General features: G+C 59.4%; 15 protein-coding genes and 2 tRNA genes. 15 read left to right on the plus strand and 2 right to left on the minus strand.

Translation table 11 applies throughout. The features are described from left to right. The first annotated feature begins 17 nt into the window (after positions 1–17). From hfq to ACQKEN_RS02560, 7 genes are all read left to right on the plus strand, one after another. Positions 18–278 (plus strand): RNA chaperone Hfq, encoded by a 261-nt coding sequence (hfq, locus tag ACQKEN_RS02530; RefSeq protein WP_019691505.1) that lies wholly within the window; start codon positions 18–20, stop codon positions 276–278. 12 nt (positions 279–290) lie between these two features. After that, positions 291–1,592, plus strand: coding sequence for a ribosome rescue GTPase HflX (gene hflX / locus ACQKEN_RS02535; RefSeq protein WP_074891424.1), 1,302 nt, complete (start codon positions 291–293; stop codon positions 1,590–1,592). Between the two features lie 96 nt (positions 1,593–1,688). After that, positions 1,689–2,870, plus strand: coding sequence for an FtsH protease activity modulator HflK (gene hflK / locus ACQKEN_RS02540; RefSeq protein ID WP_427683428.1), 1,182 nt, complete (start codon positions 1,689–1,691; stop codon positions 2,868–2,870). Then, positions 2,870–3,739, plus strand: coding sequence for a protease modulator HflC (hflC, locus tag ACQKEN_RS02545; RefSeq protein ID WP_427683430.1), 870 nt, complete (start codon positions 2,870–2,872; stop codon positions 3,737–3,739). Before hflK ends, hflC begins: the two co-directional genes overlap by 1 nt. 289 nt (positions 3,740–4,028) lie before the next feature. Further along, positions 4,029–5,216 carry an ATP phosphoribosyltransferase regulatory subunit gene (locus ACQKEN_RS02550; RefSeq protein ID WP_133774539.1) on the plus strand — a complete coding sequence of 396 codons (1,188 nt, stop codon included), beginning with the start codon at positions 4,029–4,031 and terminating at the stop codon, positions 5,214–5,216. A gap of 54 nt (positions 5,217–5,270) precedes the next feature. Continuing rightward, a complete protein-coding gene (locus tag ACQKEN_RS02555) occupies positions 5,271–6,563 on the plus strand; it encodes an adenylosuccinate synthase (RefSeq protein WP_122533816.1) in 1,293 nt (430 codons plus the stop codon). 150 nt (positions 6,564–6,713) lie between these two features. Beyond that, on the plus strand, positions 6,714–8,648 hold the full coding sequence (locus ACQKEN_RS02560) for a methyl-accepting chemotaxis protein (protein ID WP_427683433.1): 1,935 nt from the start codon (positions 6,714–6,716) through the stop codon (positions 8,646–8,648). 80 nt (positions 8,649–8,728) lie between these two features. Here the strand turns inward: ACQKEN_RS02560 and ACQKEN_RS02565 are convergent. Together ACQKEN_RS02565 and ACQKEN_RS02570 are read right to left on the minus strand one after the other, a co-directional pair. Beyond that, a tRNA-Leu gene (locus tag ACQKEN_RS02565) sits at positions 8,729–8,815 on the minus strand. A gap of 194 nt (positions 8,816–9,009) precedes the next feature. Next, a tRNA-Leu gene (locus ACQKEN_RS02570) sits at positions 9,010–9,096 on the minus strand. A gap of 213 nt (positions 9,097–9,309) precedes the next feature. On the opposite strand from ACQKEN_RS02570, the gene rnr reads away from it, so the two are divergent. The 8 genes from rnr (at position 9,310) to ACQKEN_RS02610 (ending at position 19,071) form a co-directional block, all read left to right on the plus strand. Then, entirely contained in the window at positions 9,310–11,928 is a 2,619-nt protein-coding gene (gene rnr, locus ACQKEN_RS02575; protein ID WP_427683435.1) for a ribonuclease R, read from the plus strand. Continuing rightward, positions 11,925–12,674 carry a 23S rRNA (guanosine(2251)-2'-O)-methyltransferase RlmB gene (gene rlmB / locus ACQKEN_RS02580; protein ID WP_427683437.1) on the plus strand — a complete coding sequence of 250 codons (750 nt, stop codon included), beginning with the start codon at positions 11,925–11,927 and terminating at the stop codon, positions 12,672–12,674. The genes rnr and rlmB overlap by 4 nt, the downstream gene beginning before the upstream one ends. A gap of 298 nt (positions 12,675–12,972) precedes the next feature. After that, a complete protein-coding gene (gene rpsF / locus ACQKEN_RS02585; RefSeq protein WP_065987796.1) occupies positions 12,973–13,395 on the plus strand; it encodes a 30S ribosomal protein S6 in 423 nt (140 codons plus the stop codon). Between the two features lie 28 nt (positions 13,396–13,423). Further along, complete coding sequence (gene rpsR / locus ACQKEN_RS02590) at positions 13,424–13,654, plus strand: 30S ribosomal protein S18 (protein WP_037015707.1); 231 nt, start codon at positions 13,424–13,426, stop codon at positions 13,652–13,654. 38 nt (positions 13,655–13,692) lie between these two features. Then, entirely contained in the window at positions 13,693–14,589 is an 897-nt protein-coding gene (locus ACQKEN_RS02595; RefSeq protein ID WP_427683440.1) for a hypothetical protein, read from the plus strand. A gap of 19 nt (positions 14,590–14,608) precedes the next feature. Then, positions 14,609–15,055 carry a 50S ribosomal protein L9 gene (gene rplI, locus ACQKEN_RS02600; RefSeq protein ID WP_122533812.1) on the plus strand — a complete coding sequence of 149 codons (447 nt, stop codon included), beginning with the start codon at positions 14,609–14,611 and terminating at the stop codon, positions 15,053–15,055. A 149-nt stretch (positions 15,056–15,204) separates the two neighbouring features. Next, the gene (gene dnaB, locus ACQKEN_RS02605) at positions 15,205–16,602 is read left to right on the plus strand and encodes a replicative DNA helicase (RefSeq protein ID WP_065987793.1); all 1,398 of its coding nucleotides are present in this window, start codon (positions 15,205–15,207) and stop codon (positions 16,600–16,602) included. A gap of 168 nt (positions 16,603–16,770) precedes the next feature. Then, positions 16,771–19,071, plus strand: a complete 2,301-nt coding sequence (locus ACQKEN_RS02610) for a YgiQ family radical SAM protein (RefSeq protein WP_427683442.1) — start codon at positions 16,771–16,773, stop codon at positions 19,069–19,071. Positions 19,072–19,192: the final 121 nt, after the last annotated feature.

Consider the following 19,192-nt stretch of genomic DNA (forward strand, 5'->3'; position numbering starts at 1 on the left):
TTAAAGGAGTGCGGCACATGTCAAAAGGGCATTCGCTACAAGACCCTTACCTGAACACTTTGCGTAAAGAAAAGGTTGGGGTTTCGATCTACCTGGTAAACGGTATCAAGCTGCAAGGCACTATCGAATCTTTTGACCAGTTCGTTATTTTGCTGAAGAACACTGTCAGCCAAATGGTCTACAAACACGCCATCTCGACTGTCGTTCCCGTCCGCCCGATTCGTCTGCCTAGCGCTACCGAATCCGAGCAGGCTGACGCCGAGCCAGGTAACGCCTGATAGGAGTCTGCTTTGTTCTTTGAGCGCCACAGTGGTGGTGAGCGGGCGATCCTCGTTCACTTGGATGGTCAGGACCCTGAGGCGCGCGAAGATCCGCAGGAGTTCAGGGAACTGGCGCTGTCGGCCGGCGCCGATATTGTCTCGTTCGTCAACGTGCCAAGGCATCGGCCAACGGCCAAGTATCTGGTAGGCAGCGGCAAGGTCGAGGAATTACGCGACCTGGTCAAAACCGAAAAGTCAGATATTGTCATCTTCAATCATGTCCTCACACCCAGTCAGGAACGTAACCTCGAACGTGTTTTCGAGTGTCGCGTGCTTGACCGTACGGGCCTGATTCTCGACATCTTCGCCCAACGGGCGCGTACCCATGAAGGCAAGCTGCAGGTCGAACTGGCCCAGCTTGAGCACATGAGTACGCGGCTGGTCCGTGGCTGGACTCACCTCGAGCGTCAGGGCGGCGGTATCGGTCTGCGCGGTCCGGGTGAAACCCAGCTCGAAACGGACCGACGTCTGTTGCGTGTGCGCTTGCGTCAGATCAAGGGCCGGCTTGAAAAAGTCCGCAGTCAGCGTGATCAGGCCCGTCGTGGCCGCACCCGCGCCGACATCCCCACGGTTTCGATCGTCGGCTACACCAACGCCGGCAAGTCAACGCTGTTCAACGCGGTGACCGACTCCGATGTCTACGCGGCCGATCAACTGTTCGCGACCCTCGACCCGACCCTGCGCCGCCTTGAAGTCAAAGACCTGGGGCCGATTGTGCTGGCCGATACGGTGGGTTTCATCCGCCATTTGCCGCACAAGCTGGTCGAGGCCTTTCGGGCTACGCTCGAAGAGTCGAGCAACTCCGATCTGCTATTACATGTGATCGACGCTCACGAGCCCGACCGCCTGGAGCAGATCGAGCAGGTCATGGTGGTGCTGGGCGAGATTGGCGCCCAGGACTTGCCGATGCTCGAGGTCTATAACAAACTCGATCTGCTCGAAGGGGTTGAGCCGCAGATTCAACGCGATGCCGATGGCAAGCCGCAGCGGGTCTGGGTTTCTGCCCGTGACGGACGCGGCCTGGATTTGCTCAAGCAAGCCATCGCCGAAGTGTTGGGCAATGATCTCTTTGTGGGGACGCTGCGCCTGACGCAAGAGTTCGCCCGGTTGCGTGCGCAGTTTTTCAACCTGGGTGCGGTGCAGAGCGAAGAACACGACGAAGAAGGCCAGAGTCTTTTGGCTGTTCGGTTACCCCGAGTTGAATTCAATCGCCTGGTGAGTCGCGAAGGACTGCAGCCGCTGGAATTCATCGAGCAACACACTTTGCAATAAAAGCCTGACAAAGCGGTTGTACCGCTTTGACGGGCATTCTGTAGCATTGGTCGGCGCGCCGCGGGCGCGTCTTTGCTTTATCAGATGGAGAGCGCTATGGCTTGGAATGAGCCGGGTGGCAACTCGAATAATCAGGATCCTTGGGGTGGTAAGCGCAAGGGCGGCGACCGCAAGGGGCCACCGGATCTCGACGAGGCCTTCCGTAAGCTGCAGGAAAGCCTGAATGGGTTGTTCGGTGGTGGCAAGAAACGCAGTGGCGATGGCGGCGGCAGCGGCGGTGGATCGAGCAAGGGCGGTGGCCTCGGCCTGCTCGGCATCGGTCTGGTCGTGCTGCTCGCCATCTGGCTGTACAACGCAATCTATGTCGTCGACGAGCAGGAGCAGGCCGTTGTGCTTCGCTTCGGCAAGTACTACGAAACCGTTGGGCCGGGTCTGAATATCTATTTCCCGCCGTTCGATCGCAAGTACCTCGAAAACGTGACCCGTGAACGTGCGTACAGCAAGCAGGGCCAGATGCTCACCGAAGACGAAAACATCGTCGAGGTGCCGCTGACCGTGCAGTACAAGATCACTAACCTGCAGGATTTCGTGCTGAACGTTGATCAGCCTGAAGTCAGCCTGCAGCATGCGACTGAAAGTGCCTTGCGTCATGTGGTCGGTTCGACCGCCATGGATCAGGTGCTGACTGAAGGTCGTGAGTTGATGGCCAGCGAAATCAAGGAGCGGTTGCAGCGCTTCCTCGATACCTATCGCACCGGTATCACCGTGACTCAGGTCAACGTGCAGAGCGCTGCGGCGCCGCGCGAAGTCCAGGAAGCGTTCGATGACGTGATCCGTGCCCGTGAAGACGAGCAGCGCTCACGTAACCAGGCCGAAACTTACGCCAACGGTGTGATCCCGGAAGCGCGTGGTCAGGCTCAGCGTATCGTCGAAGACGCCAACGGCTATCGCGATGAAGTGGTGTCTCGGGCCAAGGGTGAGGCGGATCGCTTTACCAAGCTGGTGGCCGAGTACCGCAAAGCGCCGGAAGTCACGCGTGAGCGTCTGTATCTGGACACCATGCAGGAAGTCTTCAGCAACACCAGCAAGGTACTCGTGACCGGTGACAAAGGTCAGAACAACCTGCTTTACCTGCCGTTGGACAAAATGATCGATAGCAGCCGTAACGGTTCCAACCCGTCTACCGCCAGCGGCGCAGCTGCTGCACCGGCAGATCCGGGCTCACGGGCAGCGGACATGCAACAGCCACGCGACACGCGCACTAGGGAGACTCGCTGATGAGCAATAAATCTCTGGTTGCCCTGATTGTCTGCGTCGTGTTGGCCGTGGTCGCATGGAACAGCTTCTATATCGTCGCTCAGACCGAGCGCGCGGTGCTGCTGCAATTCGGTCGCGTGGTTCAAGCTGATGTTCAGCCGGGCCTGCACGTGAAGATTCCTTACGTGAACCAGGTGCGCAAGTTCGACGGCCGCCTTATGACACTCGATGCACCGACTCAGCGTTTTCTGACGCTGGAAAAGAAAGCCGTAATGGTTGATGCCTATGCCAAATGGCGCGTGAAGGACGCTGAGCGTTTCTACACTGCGACATCCGGCCTGAAGCAAATCGCCGATGAGCGTCTCTCTCGTCGTCTCGAGTCTGGTCTGCGTGACCAGTTCGGTAAGCGCACCCTGCACGAGGTGGTTTCGGGTGAGCGTGATGCGTTGATGGCTGACATCACTGCGTCGCTCAACACCATGGCTGGCAAAGAGCTGGGCATTGAAGTTGTCGATGTTCGGGTCAAGGCCATCGACCTGCCGAAGGAAGTGAACCGCAGCGTGTTTGAACGTATGAGCACCGAGCGTGAGCGTGAAGCCCGCGAGCATCGCGCCAAGGGTAACGAGCTGGCTGAAGGCATCCGTGCCGACGCCGATCGTCAGCGCCGCGTTCTGCTGGCTGAAGCGTATCGCGAGTCTGAAGAAGCGCGCGGTGACGGTGATGCCCAAGCATCAGCGATCTACTCCAAGGCCTACGGTCAGGATCAGGAGTTCTACGCGTTCTACCGTAGCCTTCGCGCCTACCGTGAAAGCTTCGCCAACAAAAGCGACGTGATGGTGCTGGACCCAGGCAGCGAGTTTTTTCGCTACCTGCAAAAATCCAAGCCGTAATCGCATCAGCACCTGATCACTCCGCCGGGCGGCAAAACTGCCCGTCGGGGTGATCGCACGACAAAACGTGTGTATGATGCGGCAGCCGGGAAATTCCCGGCTTTTTTGCGTCTGCACGATTGATTGGCCGTGGCGTGTTCCGTGCGCGGCAGTTTTTTCGAGGACGGTGTTCACGAAAGTGCGGCGCATCAGGCGGGGACATTTCCCGGCCCTGCGTCCGCAGAATGCTGTCTGCTTCACTCAAGGCTTGCCCAAGGGCCGGCCGCCCGGATCATAGGGGAAAGGCGTAATGGCAACGGTTGACCGCTGGCTGCTGCCGGATGGCATCGAAGAAGTACTGCCGCCGGAAGCTGCGCGCATTGAAGTCGCGCGTCGTCAGGTGCTGGATCTGTTTCAGAGCTGGGGCTACGAGTTTGTCGTGACCCCACACATCGAATACCTCGAATCGCTGCTCACCGGTGCGGGCCAGGATCTGGATCTGCGCACCTTCAAAGTAGTCGACCCGCAATCGGGTCGGCAGATGGGTTTCCGCGCGGACATCACGCCGCAGGTTGCCCGGATCGACGCGCATACCTTGCGTCGCGAAGGCCCAAGCCGCCTCTGCTACGCTGGCAGTGTGCTGCATGCCCAGCCGCGTGCGTTGTCTTCCTCGCGCAGCCCGATCCAGCTGGGCGCCGAGCTGTACGGCGACGCGAGCCCGAGCAGTGATGTCGAAGTCATCAGCCTGATGCTGGCGATGCTGCAACTGGCTGATGTGCCGGACGTCCATATGGACCTGGGCCACGTCGGGATTTACCGCGGTCTTGCCCGCGCTGCCGGGTTGTCCGGCGAAGTCGAACAACAGCTGTTTGATGCGCTTCAGCGCAAGGCCATCGACGAGGTCATCGCGCTGACTGAAGGTCTGCCGGCCGATCTGGCCAGCATGCTGCGCGCGCTGGTGGATCTGTGTGGCGACCGTACGGTGTTGGCGCAGGCACGGGACCGTCTGGCAAATGCGCCGGCGCCGGTCATTGAAGCGCTGGATGATCTGCAGGAAATCGCCGAACGACTGTCGGCCCGGTTTCCTGAGCTACCGTTGTATTTCGACCTCGGCGAATTGCGCGGCTACCACTACCACACCGGCGTGGTGTTTGCTGTGTTCGTCCCGGGTGTCGGTCAGTCGATCGCCCAGGGCGGTCGGTACGATGACATTGGCGCCGACTTCGGTCGTGCGCGCCCGGCAACGGGTTTTTCCACCGATTTGAAAACCCTGGTGACACGCGGCCAGGCGCAGATCGAGCTACCGTCTGGCGGTATCTGGATGCCTGACAGCACTGACTCGGCGCTGTGGCACAAGGTCTGTCAGCTGCGCGCTGAAGGTCAGCGTGTGGTTCAAGCGTTGCCAGGCCAACCGGTTTCGGCGGCGCAAGACGCCGACTGTGATCGGCAATTGATTCAGCAGGGCGAGCGTTGGCAGGTAATGCCGCTGGCCTCTTGAGTTTCCCCGCCGGCCGCTGCCGGCACCAAGTTTGCGCGAATGAGGACAAGTGTTATGGGTAAGAATGTCGTAGTCCTGGGCACCCAATGGGGTGATGAGGGCAAAGGCAAGATCGTTGATCTGCTGACCGAACATGCAACCGCGGTAGTGCGCTATCAAGGCGGCCACAACGCTGGCCACACGCTGGTGATCGACGGCGAAAAAACCGTCCTGCACCTGATTCCGTCCGGCGTCCTGCGCGAAGGCGTGCAGTGCCTGATAGGCAACGGCGTAGTTGTTGCGCCAGATGCACTCATGCGCGAAATCACCAAGCTGGAAGAGAAAGGCATTCCAGTTCGCGAGCGTCTGCGCATCAGCCCGTCCTGCCCGCTGATCCTGTCCTATCACGTGGCCCTTGATCAGGCCCGTGAAAAAGCCCGTGGCGAGCACAAGATCGGTACGACCGGTCGCGGCATCGGCCCGGCCTACGAAGACAAGGTTGCGCGTCGTGGTCTGCGCATCGGTGATCTGTTCCACCGCGAACGCTTCGCCGCCAAGCTGGGCGAGCTGCTGGATTACCACAACTTCGTTCTGGTCAATTACTACAAAGAGCCGGCGATCGACTTCCAGAAGACACTCGACGAGTGCATGGAATACGCCGAGCTGCTCAAACCGATGATGCTCGACGTGACCGCAACGCTGCACGAAATGCGTCGCGCCGGCAAAGACATCATGTTCGAAGGTGCCCAGGGTTCATTGCTGGACATCGACCACGGTACCTACCCGTACGTCACCAGCTCGAACACCACCGCGGGCGGCATTGCCACGGGTTCGGGCATGGGGCCGATGTACCTGGACTACATCCTGGGCATTACCAAGGCCTACACCACTCGCGTGGGTTCGGGGCCGTTCCCGACTGAGCTGTTTGACGACGTCGGCGCGTTCCTGGCCAAGCGTGGGCACGAGTTCGGTGCAACCACCGGTCGTGCCCGCCGCTGTGGCTGGTTCGACGCCGTTATTCTGCGTCGCGCCATCGACGTCAACAGCATCTCGGGCATCTGCCTGACCAAGCTGGACGTGCTTGACGGTCTCGAAACCATCAACATCTGCGTGGGCTACAAGAACGAGAACGGCGCAGTGATCGACGCTCCGACCGACGCCGACAGCTACATCGGCCTGGAGCCGGTGTACGAAGAAGTGCCGGGCTGGTCGGAATCGACTCTGGGTGCCAAGACCCTGGAAGAGCTTCCTGCCAACGCGCGCGCTTACATCAAGCGCCTCGAAGAGTTGGTCGGCGCGCCGATCGACATTATTTCGACGGGCCCTGACCGCAACGAAACGATCGTTCTGCGTCATCCGTTCGATTGATAAGTCGTTGAAATAAAAACAAAGGGTCGCCTCGGCGGCCCTTTGTTTTGCCCGTTCAAACCTACCTGCCACTGCGGCACGACCCTTGCTGTGATTCCACTTATAAAACGATGCCATCATTTTAATGGCGTGTGTTGTGGGGGATCTCCTGTGTCAGCTGTTACTTCTCTTCTGCGCAGCCGCCTGCTGCGGCCCGTATTCATTGCTCTCGGTATCGCCCTTCTGGTGCAGGTGCTGGTTGCCGTCGCCCTCACTCGGAGCACCGTCACTGCGCTTGAAGCTGAGCTGGCAGCGCGGCTGAGTGTAGATTCGCAACACTTGACCGGCGAACTGGAGCAGGCGAGCCGCGACGTAACGTCCAGCCTGGACAGTCTTTCGCAAAACACACGTCAGCGTCTGAGCGCCGGCCTGTCGACGCGTCTGAAAGATGAACAGAAGCAACTGCGTGCGACGCTGGAGAAAGACCTTCAGGATTCAGCGACGGACATGGCCGAGCTATTGGCGGCTGTCGCGCCACGGGCGATGTGGGATGGGGATACTCCGACGCTGTCGGAGTTCGCGCGCCGTGCGCAACGCAATCCGAACGTGCTGTTCGTGGTCTACGACGATGCTCAGGGCGAACACCTGACGCGCTACCTGAACCGTGAGAACGAATCGGTCAAGGCGCTGCTGGCGAAAGGCGAAGGCGAGCGCGCCATGGATAAGGTCCTGAACGCGGCGCGCAAAGACCCTTCGGTGTACTACGTCGAAGCGTCGATCAGCCCTAACGGTGTCGAAATCGGCAAAGTCCGCATGGGCGTATCTACCGCGTCGGTGGAAGAGAATCTGGCGGCGCTGGACAAGCGCTTCGTTGCGTTGATCGGCAGCGGTGATCAACTGGTCTCTGAAAGCCTGGGCGGCGCTGCGGCGGAGAGCTCTGCCGCGTTGCGCTCGCGTCTGCAGACGGCGCAATCGTCGGCCACCGCGATGGCAACCAATACCAGCTCCGCCGTGCAGGAGGCCGCGACCACGCTGCGCTGGAGAATCGGCGTCGGGCTGTCTCTTGTGGGGCTCGGTGTGCTGGTGGTGTTGGCCATCGTGCTGGGACGCCGCGTCGTGCTGCGCTTGCAGTTGCTCAACCGTGCGCTGGATGATCTGGCGGCAGGCGAAGGCGATCTGACCAAGCGCGTCAAACTCAATAGCAACGATGAAATAGGTGACATGGCTGCAGCCGTGAACCGCTTTGTCGACAAGCTGCAGCCGATCGTTCGAGAGGCGGGAGATGTGGCGCAGCAGACGGGCGTCGAGATTGGCGCCATGAGCAAGCGCAATGCGGGTGCTGGCGCTGCGGCCGAGTTGCAGCGCGATGAGGTGGCTGCCAGTCTTCAAGCGCTGGCGCAGATGGCTGACGAGGCGCAGGCCGAGAGCCAGGCGATGCAGGCAGCATTGCGGCAGGTGGTGGACATTCGACAGGCGACCGATGAAAACACCCGCACCTCCAATCAGGTGGGCAGCCTGATTGAGGCGCTGGCCGGGCAGGTGGAGACCGGTTCTCAGGTCATTGAGCGGCTGGCGCAGCAAAGCCAGCAGATTGAAGTGGTGCTGGAAGTGATCCATGGCATCGCCGAGCAAACCAACCTGCTTGCCCTCAACGCGGCCATTGAGGCAGCGCGTGCGGGCGAGACCGGTCGAGGTTTCGCCGTCGTCGCCGATGAAGTGCGCGCGTTGGCGAGCAAGACGCAAAGCTCAACGGGCGATATCCAGGAACACATCGCGAAGCTGCAATCCGGGGCGCGCGAAGCGGTGGCAACGATTGGTCTGGCCGGGCGTCAGGCGAAGGAAGGGCTCGCGGTATTGAAGGACAGCGCGCGGTTGCAGCAGTCAGTACAGGTGTCTGTTGAGCAGGTTCATGCGGCGATCGGCCTGGCGACTCGTGCGGCAGAGCATCAGGCTCAAGGCGCGCAGGCGGTGCGGGGGCGTGTAGAGGTTATTCATGCCCAAGCCGAGAAAGCTGCGCAAGCCGTGGTGGAAACGACCGCCAGCGGCAAAACACTGGACAGGCTCGCTGCCCAGCTTAAGGCGAGTCTTGGGCAGTTCCGGGCGTAGTTTCGCGGACGGCTGGGGGGGGGGGGGTGGCAGACCCCCAGAAAGCACAAAACCGAGCACTTGGCTCGGTTTTGTTTGTTTGGTGCCCAGAAGAAGACTCGAACTTCCACGACCTTGCGGTCACCAGCACCTGAAGCTGGCGTGTCTACCAATTTCACCATCTGGGCATGGCGCTGATTTAATTAGATTTTTCGCGGGAGTGCAACTGAATTTTTGAATTTGTTGGAGAGGCGGCGGGATGACTCATTTGCAGCGAGGGACAGGGCAGGGGAAGTGATCTACGCTGAGGGCTGTTTTGCCAGGCTTGACTTTTCAAACCGCAAAATGCACGAAACCGAGCCTAAGCTCGGTTTCGTTGAATTGGTGCCCAGAAGAAGACTCGAACTTCCACGACCTTGCGGTCACCAGCACCTGAAGCTGGCGTGTCTACCAATTTCACCATCTGGGCAGTTCGTTGATTTCATTCGATATTTCGTTTGATTTCAACTACAACTTGGCAGTGCCGTCGTTGTGGGGCGCATCTTACGGATGAGATTGAAGGCTGTAAAGGCCCCGTGCAAAAATAATTTGAAATAGCGAAAAGTCCCAGCAAACGCTGTCTTCGCGTTTCAATCTGGTATATGCCAAACTAATTACATACAGATAAGGTGAACTCATTCTAATGGCCGATTGGCAGTCCCTCGATCCCGAGGCCGCTCGTGAAGCGGAAAAATACGAAAACCCCATCCCTAGCCGTGAGCTGATTCTGGCGCACCTCTCCGAGCGCGGATCGCCCGCCGCCCGTGAGCAGTTGGTGGAAGAGTTTGGCCTGACGACTGAAGATCAGATCGAGGCCTTGCGACGTCGGCTCCGAGCCATGGAGCGCGACGCGCAACTGATTTACACCCGCCGCGGCACGTACGCGCCAGTCGACAAGCTGGACCTCATTCTGGGCCGCATAAGCGGTCACCGTGACGGCTTCGGCTTCCTGGTGCCGGATGACGGTTCCGACGACCTGTTCATGAGCCCTGCGCAAATGCGTCTGGTGTTCGACGGTGACCGTGCACTGGCGCGCGTCTCGGGTCTGGACCGTCGCGGTCGCCGCGAAGGTGTGATCGTCGAAGTCATCTCCCGCGCGCACGAAACCGTGGTGGGTCGCTACTTCGAAGAAAGCGGCATCGGTTTCGTCCAGCCGGACAACCCAAAAATCCAGCAAGAAGTGTTGATCACCCCGGGCCGTAACAACGGCGCCAAGGTCGGTCAGTTCGTCGAGGTGAAAATCACCCACTGGCCGACTCCGCGTTTCCAGCCCCAAGGCGACGTGGTTGAAGTGGTGGGTAATTACATGGCGCCCGGCATGGAGATCGATGTCGCGCTGCGTACTTACGACATCCCTCACGTCTGGCCCGAGGCGGTGCTCAAAGAAGCCGCCAAACTGAAGCCGGAAGTGGAAGAGAAGGACAAGGAAAACCGCGTCGATCTGCGTCATCTGCCATTCGTCACCATCGACGGTGAAGATGCCCGCGACTTCGACGACGCCGTTTTCTGCGAAGCCAAACCCGGCAAGCTGCGCCTGTTCTCCGGCGGCTGGAAGCTTTACGTGGCGATCGCCGACGTATCGAGCTATGTGAAGCTAGGTTCGGCGCTCGACGCTGAATCGCAGGTGCGCGGCAACTCGGTGTATTTCCCCGAGCGCGTAATCCCGATGCTGCCCGAGCAGCTGTCCAACGGCCTGTGCTCGCTGAATCCGCTGGTTGATCGTCTGGCGATGGTTTGCGAGATGACGATCTCCAAAACCGGCGAGATGACCGACTACGTTTTCTACGAAGCCGTGATCCACTCCCATGCGCGCCTGACCTACAACAAGGTCAGCTCGATGCTGGAGCATCCGAAAGCCGCCGAAGCCAAGCAGCTGCGCGAGCAATATGGCGACGTCGTGCCGCACCTGAAGCAGCTTTATGCGCTGTACAAAGTGCTGCTGGGCGCCCGGCATGTTCGCGGTGCCATCGATTTTGAAACCCAGGAAACCCGGATCATTTTCGGTACCGAGCGCAAGATCGCCGAGATCCGTCCGACCACTCGCAACGATGCGCACAAGCTGATTGAAGAATGCATGCTTGCGGCGAACGTGGCGACTGCAGCGTTTCTCAAGAAGCACGAGATCCCTGCGCTGTACCGCGTCCACGACGGTCCGCCGCCTGAGCGTCTGGAAAAGCTGCGTGCCTTCTTGGGCGAATTGGGTCTTTCCCTGCACAAGGGCAAAGACGGGCCGACGCCGAAGGATTATCAGGCGCTGCTCGAAACCATCAAGGACCGTCCGGATTACCACCTTATCCAGACCGTCATGCTGCGTTCGTTGAGTCAGGCGGTGTACAGCTCCGATAACCACGGCCACTTCGGCTTGAATTACGAGGCGTATACCCACTTTACCTCCCCGATTCGTCGCTACCCGGATTTGCTGACTCACCGCGCGATCCGCAGTGTGATCCGCTCCAAACAGGAAACCCCGCACGTTCGCCGTGCTGGTGCTCCCGTCATTCCGAAGGCGCGCATTTACCCGTACGACGAAGCGATGCTCGAGCAGTTGGGCGAGCAGTGCTCCATGAGCGAGCGCCGTGCTGACGAGGCGACCCGTGACGTCACGAACTGGCTGAAATGCGAGTTCATGAAAGACCGTGTAGGTGAGTCGTTCCCGGGCGTGATCACAGCCGTTACCGGCTTTGGTCTGTTCGTCGAGCTGACCGATATCTACGTCGAAGGCCTGGTTCACGTCACCGCATTGCCGGGTGACTACTACCACTTCGATCCGGTCCACCATCGTCTGGCCGGCGAGCGTACAGGTCGTAGCTTCCGCCTGGGCGACACCGTTGAAGTGCGCGTCATGCGCGTTGATCTTGACGAGCGCAAGATCGATTTCGAAATGTCCGAGAAGACCACCAGCGCGCCGATAGGCCGCAAGCGTCGAACGTCCGAACCTGCCGCAGCAGAGAAGGGCAAGGATTCCAAAGAGTCTTCGTCTGCTTCCAGGTCGGGTCGCCGGACCGCGAAAGAGCCTGTTGCCGAGGCCTACCGGCCAAGTGATGCGGCTGCCAAGAATGCGGAAGTACGTAAAAGCCGTGAGATGAAAAAAGCGCTGCTGACTGAAGCCAAGGGTGGTAGCAAGGCATCGTCGGGAAAGTCGACGAGTGATTCCGCTGGCGCTTCCGGTAAGTCGAGCAAACACCGCAAGGGTTCGTCGAAATCGGGCTCGGCCCCTGCTGCAAGCAGTGGTAGCGTGCGCAAACCTAAGGCGAAGTCATGAGTCAGCTTGAAAAAATCTACGGTGTTCATGCCGTAGAGGCGCTGTTGCGTCATCACCCGAAGCGGGTCAAGCAGATCTGGCTGGCTGAAGGGCGCAGTGATCCTCGGGTTCAGGTGCTGATCGAGCTTGCCGCGCAGAATCGCGTGTCGGTGGGGCAGGCCGAGCGCCGCGAGATGGATGCCTGGGTAGAAGGTGTTCATCAGGGCGTGGTGGCGGACGTCAGTCCGAGCCAGGTCTGGGGCGAAGCGATGCTTGACGAGCTGCTGGACCGTACCGAAGGTCCGCCGCTGATTCTGGTTCTGGATGGCGTCACCGATCCCCACAATCTCGGCGCTTGCTTGCGGACCGCCGACGCAGCCGGTGCTCTGGCGGTGATCGTGCCCAAGGACAAGTCCGCGACACTGACGCCGACCGTTCGCAAAGTGGCATGCGGTGCGGCGGAGGTCATTCCTCTCGTGGCCGTGACCAACCTGGCGCGCACGCTGGAAAAACTCCAGCAGCGCGGCCTGTGGGTTGTCGGTACCGCAGGTGAGGCCGAGCAAGAGTTGTATCAGCAGGATCTGACCGGCCCGACCATTCTGATCATGGGTGCTGAAGGCAAAGGCATGCGCCGCCTGACCCGCGAGCATTGCGACTATCTGGTACGCCTGCCGATGGCGGGCAGCGTCAGCAGCCTCAACGTTTCGGTCGCCACAGGCGTCTGCCTGTTCGAAGCCCTGCGCCAGCGCGCCGCTGTCAAGAAGTAGCCAGTTGAGAGCGGTAAGCCTCAAGCCTCAAGCTGCAAGCCGGTCACGCTCCGGCTTGTAGCTTGTAGCTTGTAGCTTGTAGCTTGTAGCTTGTAGCTTGTAGCTTGTAGCTTGTAGCGCATCACCATTGTTCAAATATTCACCAATCTCCTTGCGCCCCTCCCACCCCTTCTCTACAATTGCGCCCCTTGCTGTCATGGCAGGCGCTCATGTGCCTGTCCCTGTGCAAGATAAACCAGTGTTATTCACTCCTTGTCTGACCGCTTTGGCGGCAGGCTACAACCCGTAAGGAGCATTCATGCGTCATTACGAAATCATCTTTCTGGTTCACCCGGACCAGAGCGAGCAAGTCGGCGGCATGGTAGAGCGTTACACCAAGCTGATCGAAGAAGACGGCGGCAAGATCCACCGTCTGGAAGATTGGGGCCGTCGTCAACTGGCCTACGCAATCAACAATGTTCACAAGGCTCACTACGTGATGCTGAACGTTGAGTGCACCGGCAAGGCTCTGGCCGAGCTGGAAGACAACTTCCGTTACAACGATGCCGTGATCCGTAACCTTGTCATCCGTCGCGACGAAGCTGTTACTGGCCAGTCCGAAATGCTCAAGGCTGAAGAAAACCGCAGTGAGCGCCGTGAGCGTCGCGACCGTCCTGAGCACTCCGACGCCGATGGCGCCGATGGTGATGACAGCGACAACAGCGATAACGCTGACGAGTAATCCACGGACCTTTTGAGGAGCCCATTACATGGCACGTTTCTTCCGTCGTCGTAAATTCTGCCGCTTCACAGCTGAAAATGTGAAGGAGATCGATTACAAAGATCTCAACACCCTGAAAGCCTACGTATCTGAAACCGGCAAGATCGTTCCTAGCCGCATTACTGGTACCAAAGCTCGTTATCAGCGTCAGCTGGCTACCGCTATCAAGCGCGCCCGCTTCCTGGCCCTGTTGGCCTACACCGACAGCCACGGCCGCTGAGACCAGGTAGTCGACAAACGCAGTAAGGGATAGATCGCATGCGCGCCATGGCTGAATTCATCATGCGCGGCCGCATGCAGGCCACTCTCGTGGTGGTTGGATGTGCGGCATTGCCGCTGTTGTTCTGGTTGAGTGCTGCCGCAGGTTGCCTTGTGCTCCTGCGACGCGGGTTGAGTGACGCTTCAGGCGTCCTTGCCTGGGCTCTGCTGCCGGCTTTGGTCTGGTGGTATTTCGGTGAACCCCGCACCCTGATGGTGTTGCTGGGTTCCTGGGGATTGGCCGCCGTGTTGCGTGCCAGCGAGTCCTGGGTCCGCGTGCTGCTGGTCAGCGTGGCGGTTGGATTGTTGTATGCAGTGGTTCTGGGCGCGGTTTTTCGCGAGCCCATCGAAGCCATGGCGGGGGAGCTGCAAAAGCTCCTGCCCCACGTCTTCGGTGATGTCTACCAGCAGATGTCGGTAGAAGAGCGAGCGCGTCTGGGGGCACTGATTACTCCGGTCCTCAATGGCCTGATTGCAGCGTTGTTGCAGATCGTCAGCGTGGTATGCCTGCTCCTTGGGCGTTACTGGCAGGCGTTGTTGTATAACCCGGGCGGTTTCGGACGCGAATTTCGCAGCCTGAAACTCCCGCGGGCACCGATGCTGGTGCTGCTGGTGTGCATGTTGGTGGGGCCTAACTTCGGTCCTCAACTGGCGATGTTGACACCGTTGTGCAGCGTGCCGCTCATGTTCGCGGGCCTGGCCCTGATTCACGGTCTGGTGGCTGCAAAGCGCCTGACACGGTTCTGGCTGGTGGGGTTGTACGTCACGCTGTTGCTGTTCATGCAGCTGATCTATCCGTTGCTGGTGGTATTTGCCATTGTCGACAGCCTGATTGATTTTCGCGGCCGTCTGGCGTCGAAAGATGCCGATAACGGTTCTGCGAACGGTGAAGGTTAAAGTTAAGAGGTTTTACCAAATGGAACTCATCCTGCTGGAAAAAGTCGCCAACCTGGGCAACCTGGGCGATAAAGTAAACGTTAAGGCTGGCTACGGTCGTAACTTCCTGCTGCCTTTCGGCAAAGCAACCGCTGCAACCGCTGCCAACGTGGCCGCGTTTGAAGAGCGTCGTGCAGAGCTGGAAAAAGCCGCCGCCGAGAAGAAAGCTTCTGCTGAAACTCGTGCTGCTCAACTGGCTGAGCTGGAAGTGACCATCACTGCCACCGCTGGTGACGAAGGCAAGCTGTTCGGTTCGATCGGTACTCACGATATCGCTGACGCACTGACCGCTTCTGGCGTTGAAGTGGCCAAGTCTGAAGTTCGTCTGCCGAACGGCACCATCCGTAACGTTGGCGAATACGACGTAGCCGTGCACCTGCACAGCGATGTTGAAGCCACCGTTCGCGTTGTTGTTGTAGCTGCTTAAGCAGTATGGTTTCTGCGCTTCGGTGCAGAAGTCTGACCGGCTGATGACTCGCTCCTCTGTCGGTTAGCATTGGGCACGTTCCTGTTCGCAGGTCGTGCCCTTTGTCATTTCTGAGTATCCTGATTCAACCCCCTGATTTCCGTGTGGCCATGAACGACATCTCCGCTCCCGAGCAATATGACCTGCAAACCGCTGCCCTGAAGGTGCCGCCGCATTCCATCGAGGCCGAACAGGCCGTGCTCGGTGGTTTGATGCTGGACAACAACGCCTGGGAGCGCGTGCTTGATCAGGTGTCGGATGGCGACTTCTATCGTCATGACCACCGTCTGATATTCCGCGCCATCGCCAAGCTGGCCGATCAAAACCAGCCGATCGACGTCGTGACCCTCGCCGAGCAGCTCGACAAGGAAGGGCAGACCTCGCAAGTCGGTGGTCTGGGCTACCTGTCGGAGCTGGCGAAGAACATTCCGTCTGTTGCGAACATCAAGGCCTATGCCCAGATCGTTCGCCAGCGCGCGACGCTGCGCCAATTGATCGGCATCAGTACCGAAATCGCTGACAGTGCGTTCAACCCGGAAGGGCGTACCGCTGAAGAGATTCTCGACGAGGCCGAACGGCAGATCTTTCAGATTGCCGAGGCGCGGCCCAAGACGGGCGGTCCAGTCAGCGTCAACGACCTGCTGACCCGGGCGATTGACCGCATCGATACACTGTTCAATATCGGCGACGGCATCACTGGCCTTTCCACTGGTTACGCCGACCTTGATGAAAAGACCAGCGGTCTGCAGCAGTCTGACTTGATCATCGTCGCAGGCCGTCCGTCGATGGGTAAGACCACTTTCGCGATGAACCTCGTGGAAAACGCCGTGCTACGCAGCGATAAGGTGGTGCTGGTCTACTCGCTTGAGATGCCAGGCGAATCGCTGATCATGCGTATGCTCTCGTCGCTGGGTCGTATCGACCAGACCAAGGTGCGTTCCGGTCAGCTGGATGACGATGACTGGCCGCGCCTGACGTCGGCGGTCAACCTGCTCAACGACCGGAAGCTGTTCATCGACGACACGGCCGGCATCAGCCCGTCGGAGATGCGAGCGCGTACGCGGCGTCTGGTCCGTGAGCACGGTGATATCGGTCTGATCATGATCGACTACCTGCAGCTGATGCAGATTCCTGGCTCGAGCGGCGATAACCGGACGAACGAGATTTCCGAGATATCCCGTTCCCTGAAAGCGCTCGCCAAGGAATTCAATTGCCCGGTCGTCGCGCTGTCCCAGCTCAACCGCTCCCTCGAACAGCGTCCCAACAAGCGCCCGGTGAACTCCGACTTGCGGGAATCCGGAGCGATCGAGCAGGACGCCGACGTCATCATGTTCGTGTACCGGGATGAGGTGTATCACCCCGAGACCGAACACAAAGGCATCGCTGAAATCATCATCGGCAAGCAGCGGAACGGCCCGATCGGGTTTATCCGGCTGGCGTTCATCGGCAAGTACACCCGCTTCGAGAACCTCGCGCCCGGCAGTTACAACTTTGATGATGATGAATAAGTAGGGCTCTGGATCGCGACTTTGATGCCGGAAGGGTGCCAGAGTCGCGAGTCAAGCCGATCACTTATCCGACTACCGTCGTCGGATTTGATCAAAATTTGTGCTATTCTCCGCGCCCGCGAATTTCCAAGCGAAAATCGCCCCCAGACACGAACACTGGTCATCGATATGCAAGCAGCCAAGCCGTTATTTGACTATCCGAAGTACTGGGCCGAATGTTTCGGACCAGCGCCTTTCCTGCCCATGAGCCGGGAAGAAATGGATCAGCTTGGCTGGGATTCCTGCGACATCATCATTGTCACGGGTGACGCCTATGTCGATCACCCCTCGTTTGGCATGGCAATCATTGGCCGGCTGCTGGAGTCCCAGGGCTTCCGCGTCGGGATCATTGCGCAGCCTGACTGGAAGTCAAAAGACGACTTCATGAAGCTCGGCGAGCCGAACCTGTTCTTCGGCGTCGCGGCGGGCAACATGGATTCGATGATCAACCGTTACACCGCCGACAAAAAGATTCGCTCCGACGATGCTTACACGCCTGGCGGCATGGCGGGCAAGCGTCCGGACCGTGCGAGTCTGGTCTACAGCCAGCGTTGCAAGGAAGCCTACAAGAACGTGCCTATCGTTTTGGGTGGCATCGAAGCATCGCTGCGCCGCATCGCTCACTATGACTACTGGCAGGACAAGGTTCGCAACTCGATCCTGATCGACGCCTGCGCTGACATCCTGCTGTACGGCAACGCCGAGCGGGCCATCGTCGAAGTGGCCACTCGCTTGTCCTATGGCGAGACGATCGAAAGCATCACTGACGTGCGCGGCACGGCATTCATTCGCCGTGATACACCGGAAGGCTGGTACGAAGTCGACTCCACCCGTATCGACCGTCCAGGCAAGATCGACAAGATCATCAACCCGTACGTGAACACTCAAGACACTCAGGCCTGTGCCATCGAGCAGGAAAAGGGTGACGTCGAGGATCCGAACGAAGCGAAGGTTGTGCAGATTCTGGCGAGCCCGCGCATGACCCGCGACAAGACGGTCATCCGTCTGCCGTCGATGGAAAAGGTGCGCGGCGACGCGGTTCTTTATGCCCACGCCAATCGCGTCCTGCACCTGGAAACCAACCCGGGCAACGCCCGCGCGCTGGTTCAGAAGCACGGCGAAGTTGACGTCTGGTTCAATCCGCCACCCATTCCGATGACCACTGAAGAAATGGACTACGTGTTCGGCATGCCGTACGCGCGCGTTCCGCACCCGGTGTACGGGAAGGAGAAGATCCCGGCCTACGACATGATCCGTTTCTCGGTGAACATCATGCGCGGCTGCTTTGGCGGCTGTACGTTCTGCTCGATCACCGAGCACGAAGGCCGGATCATCCAGAACCGTTCCCACGATTCGATCATTCGCGAGATCGAAGAGATCCGTGACAAGGTCCCCGGCTTCACCGGCGTGATTTCCGACCTCGGCGGGCCGACGGCGAACATGTATCGCATTGCCTGCAAGAGCCCTGAAATCGAATCGGCGTGCCGCAAGCCGTCGTGCGTGTTCCCGGGTATCTGCCCGAACCTGAACACCGACCACTCGGCATTGATTCAGCTGTACCGCAGCGCCCGCGAACTGCCCGGCGTCAAGAAGATTCTGATCGCCTCCGGTCTGCGTTACGACCTGGCTGTTGAATCGCCTGAGTACGTCAAGGAACTGGTGACGCACCACGTCGGCGGTTACCTGAAGATTGCGCCTGAGCACACCGAAGAAGGTCCGCTCAACCAGATGATGAAGCCGGGCATTGGCAGCTATGACAAGTTCAAGCGCATGTTCGAGAAGTACTCCAAGGAAGCGGGCAAAGAGCAGTACCTGATTCCTTACTTCATCGCGGCCCACCCCGGCACGACCGACGAGGACATGATGAACCTCGCGTTGTGGCTCAAGGGCAACGGCTTCCGTGCGGATCAGGTGCAGGCGTTCTATCCGTCGCCGATGGCCAGTGCGACGGCCATGTACCACTCCGGCAAGAATCCGCTGCGCAAGGTCACGTACAAGAGCGACTCGGTCACCATCGTCAAGAGCGAAGAGCAGCGTCGTCTGCACAAGGCCTTCTTGCGCTACCACGATCCGAAGGGCTGGCCGATGCTGCGTGAAGCGCTGGAGCGAATGGGCCGTGCCGATCTGATCGGGCCGGGCAAGCACCAGCTGATTCCGCTGCATCAGCCGGAAACCGACACCTATCAGAGCGCGCGCCGCAAGAACTCGACGCCGGCCGGTAGCCACAAGGTCGCGAAAACCACCAAGATACTGACGCAGCACACCGGCTTGCCTCAACGTGCAAGCGATGGCAGCAAGCCCTGGGACAAGCGCGAAGAGGCCAAGGCCGCTGCGGCTGCTCGTAACAAGCAAGCAGCCAAGGATCGCTCGGATGCGGCCAAACCCGGCAAAGGCAAGAAGCCAACACGTCAGCCGGTCTTTCCACGCTAAGGCCCTCGCGCCAAAGCTTCTTCGCTCCAACAAAACGCCAGCTTTCGAGCTGGCGTTTTGCATTCCAGTGCAAATAACCCCACCCGCCTCATTTCCGTGCGACCCTTGCACCATTCGTTGA

Origin of the sequence: Pseudomonas sp. NPDC078416 (assembly GCF_050268485.1) — a bacterium.
Classification (GTDB): domain Bacteria; phylum Pseudomonadota; class Gammaproteobacteria; order Pseudomonadales; family Pseudomonadaceae; genus Aquipseudomonas.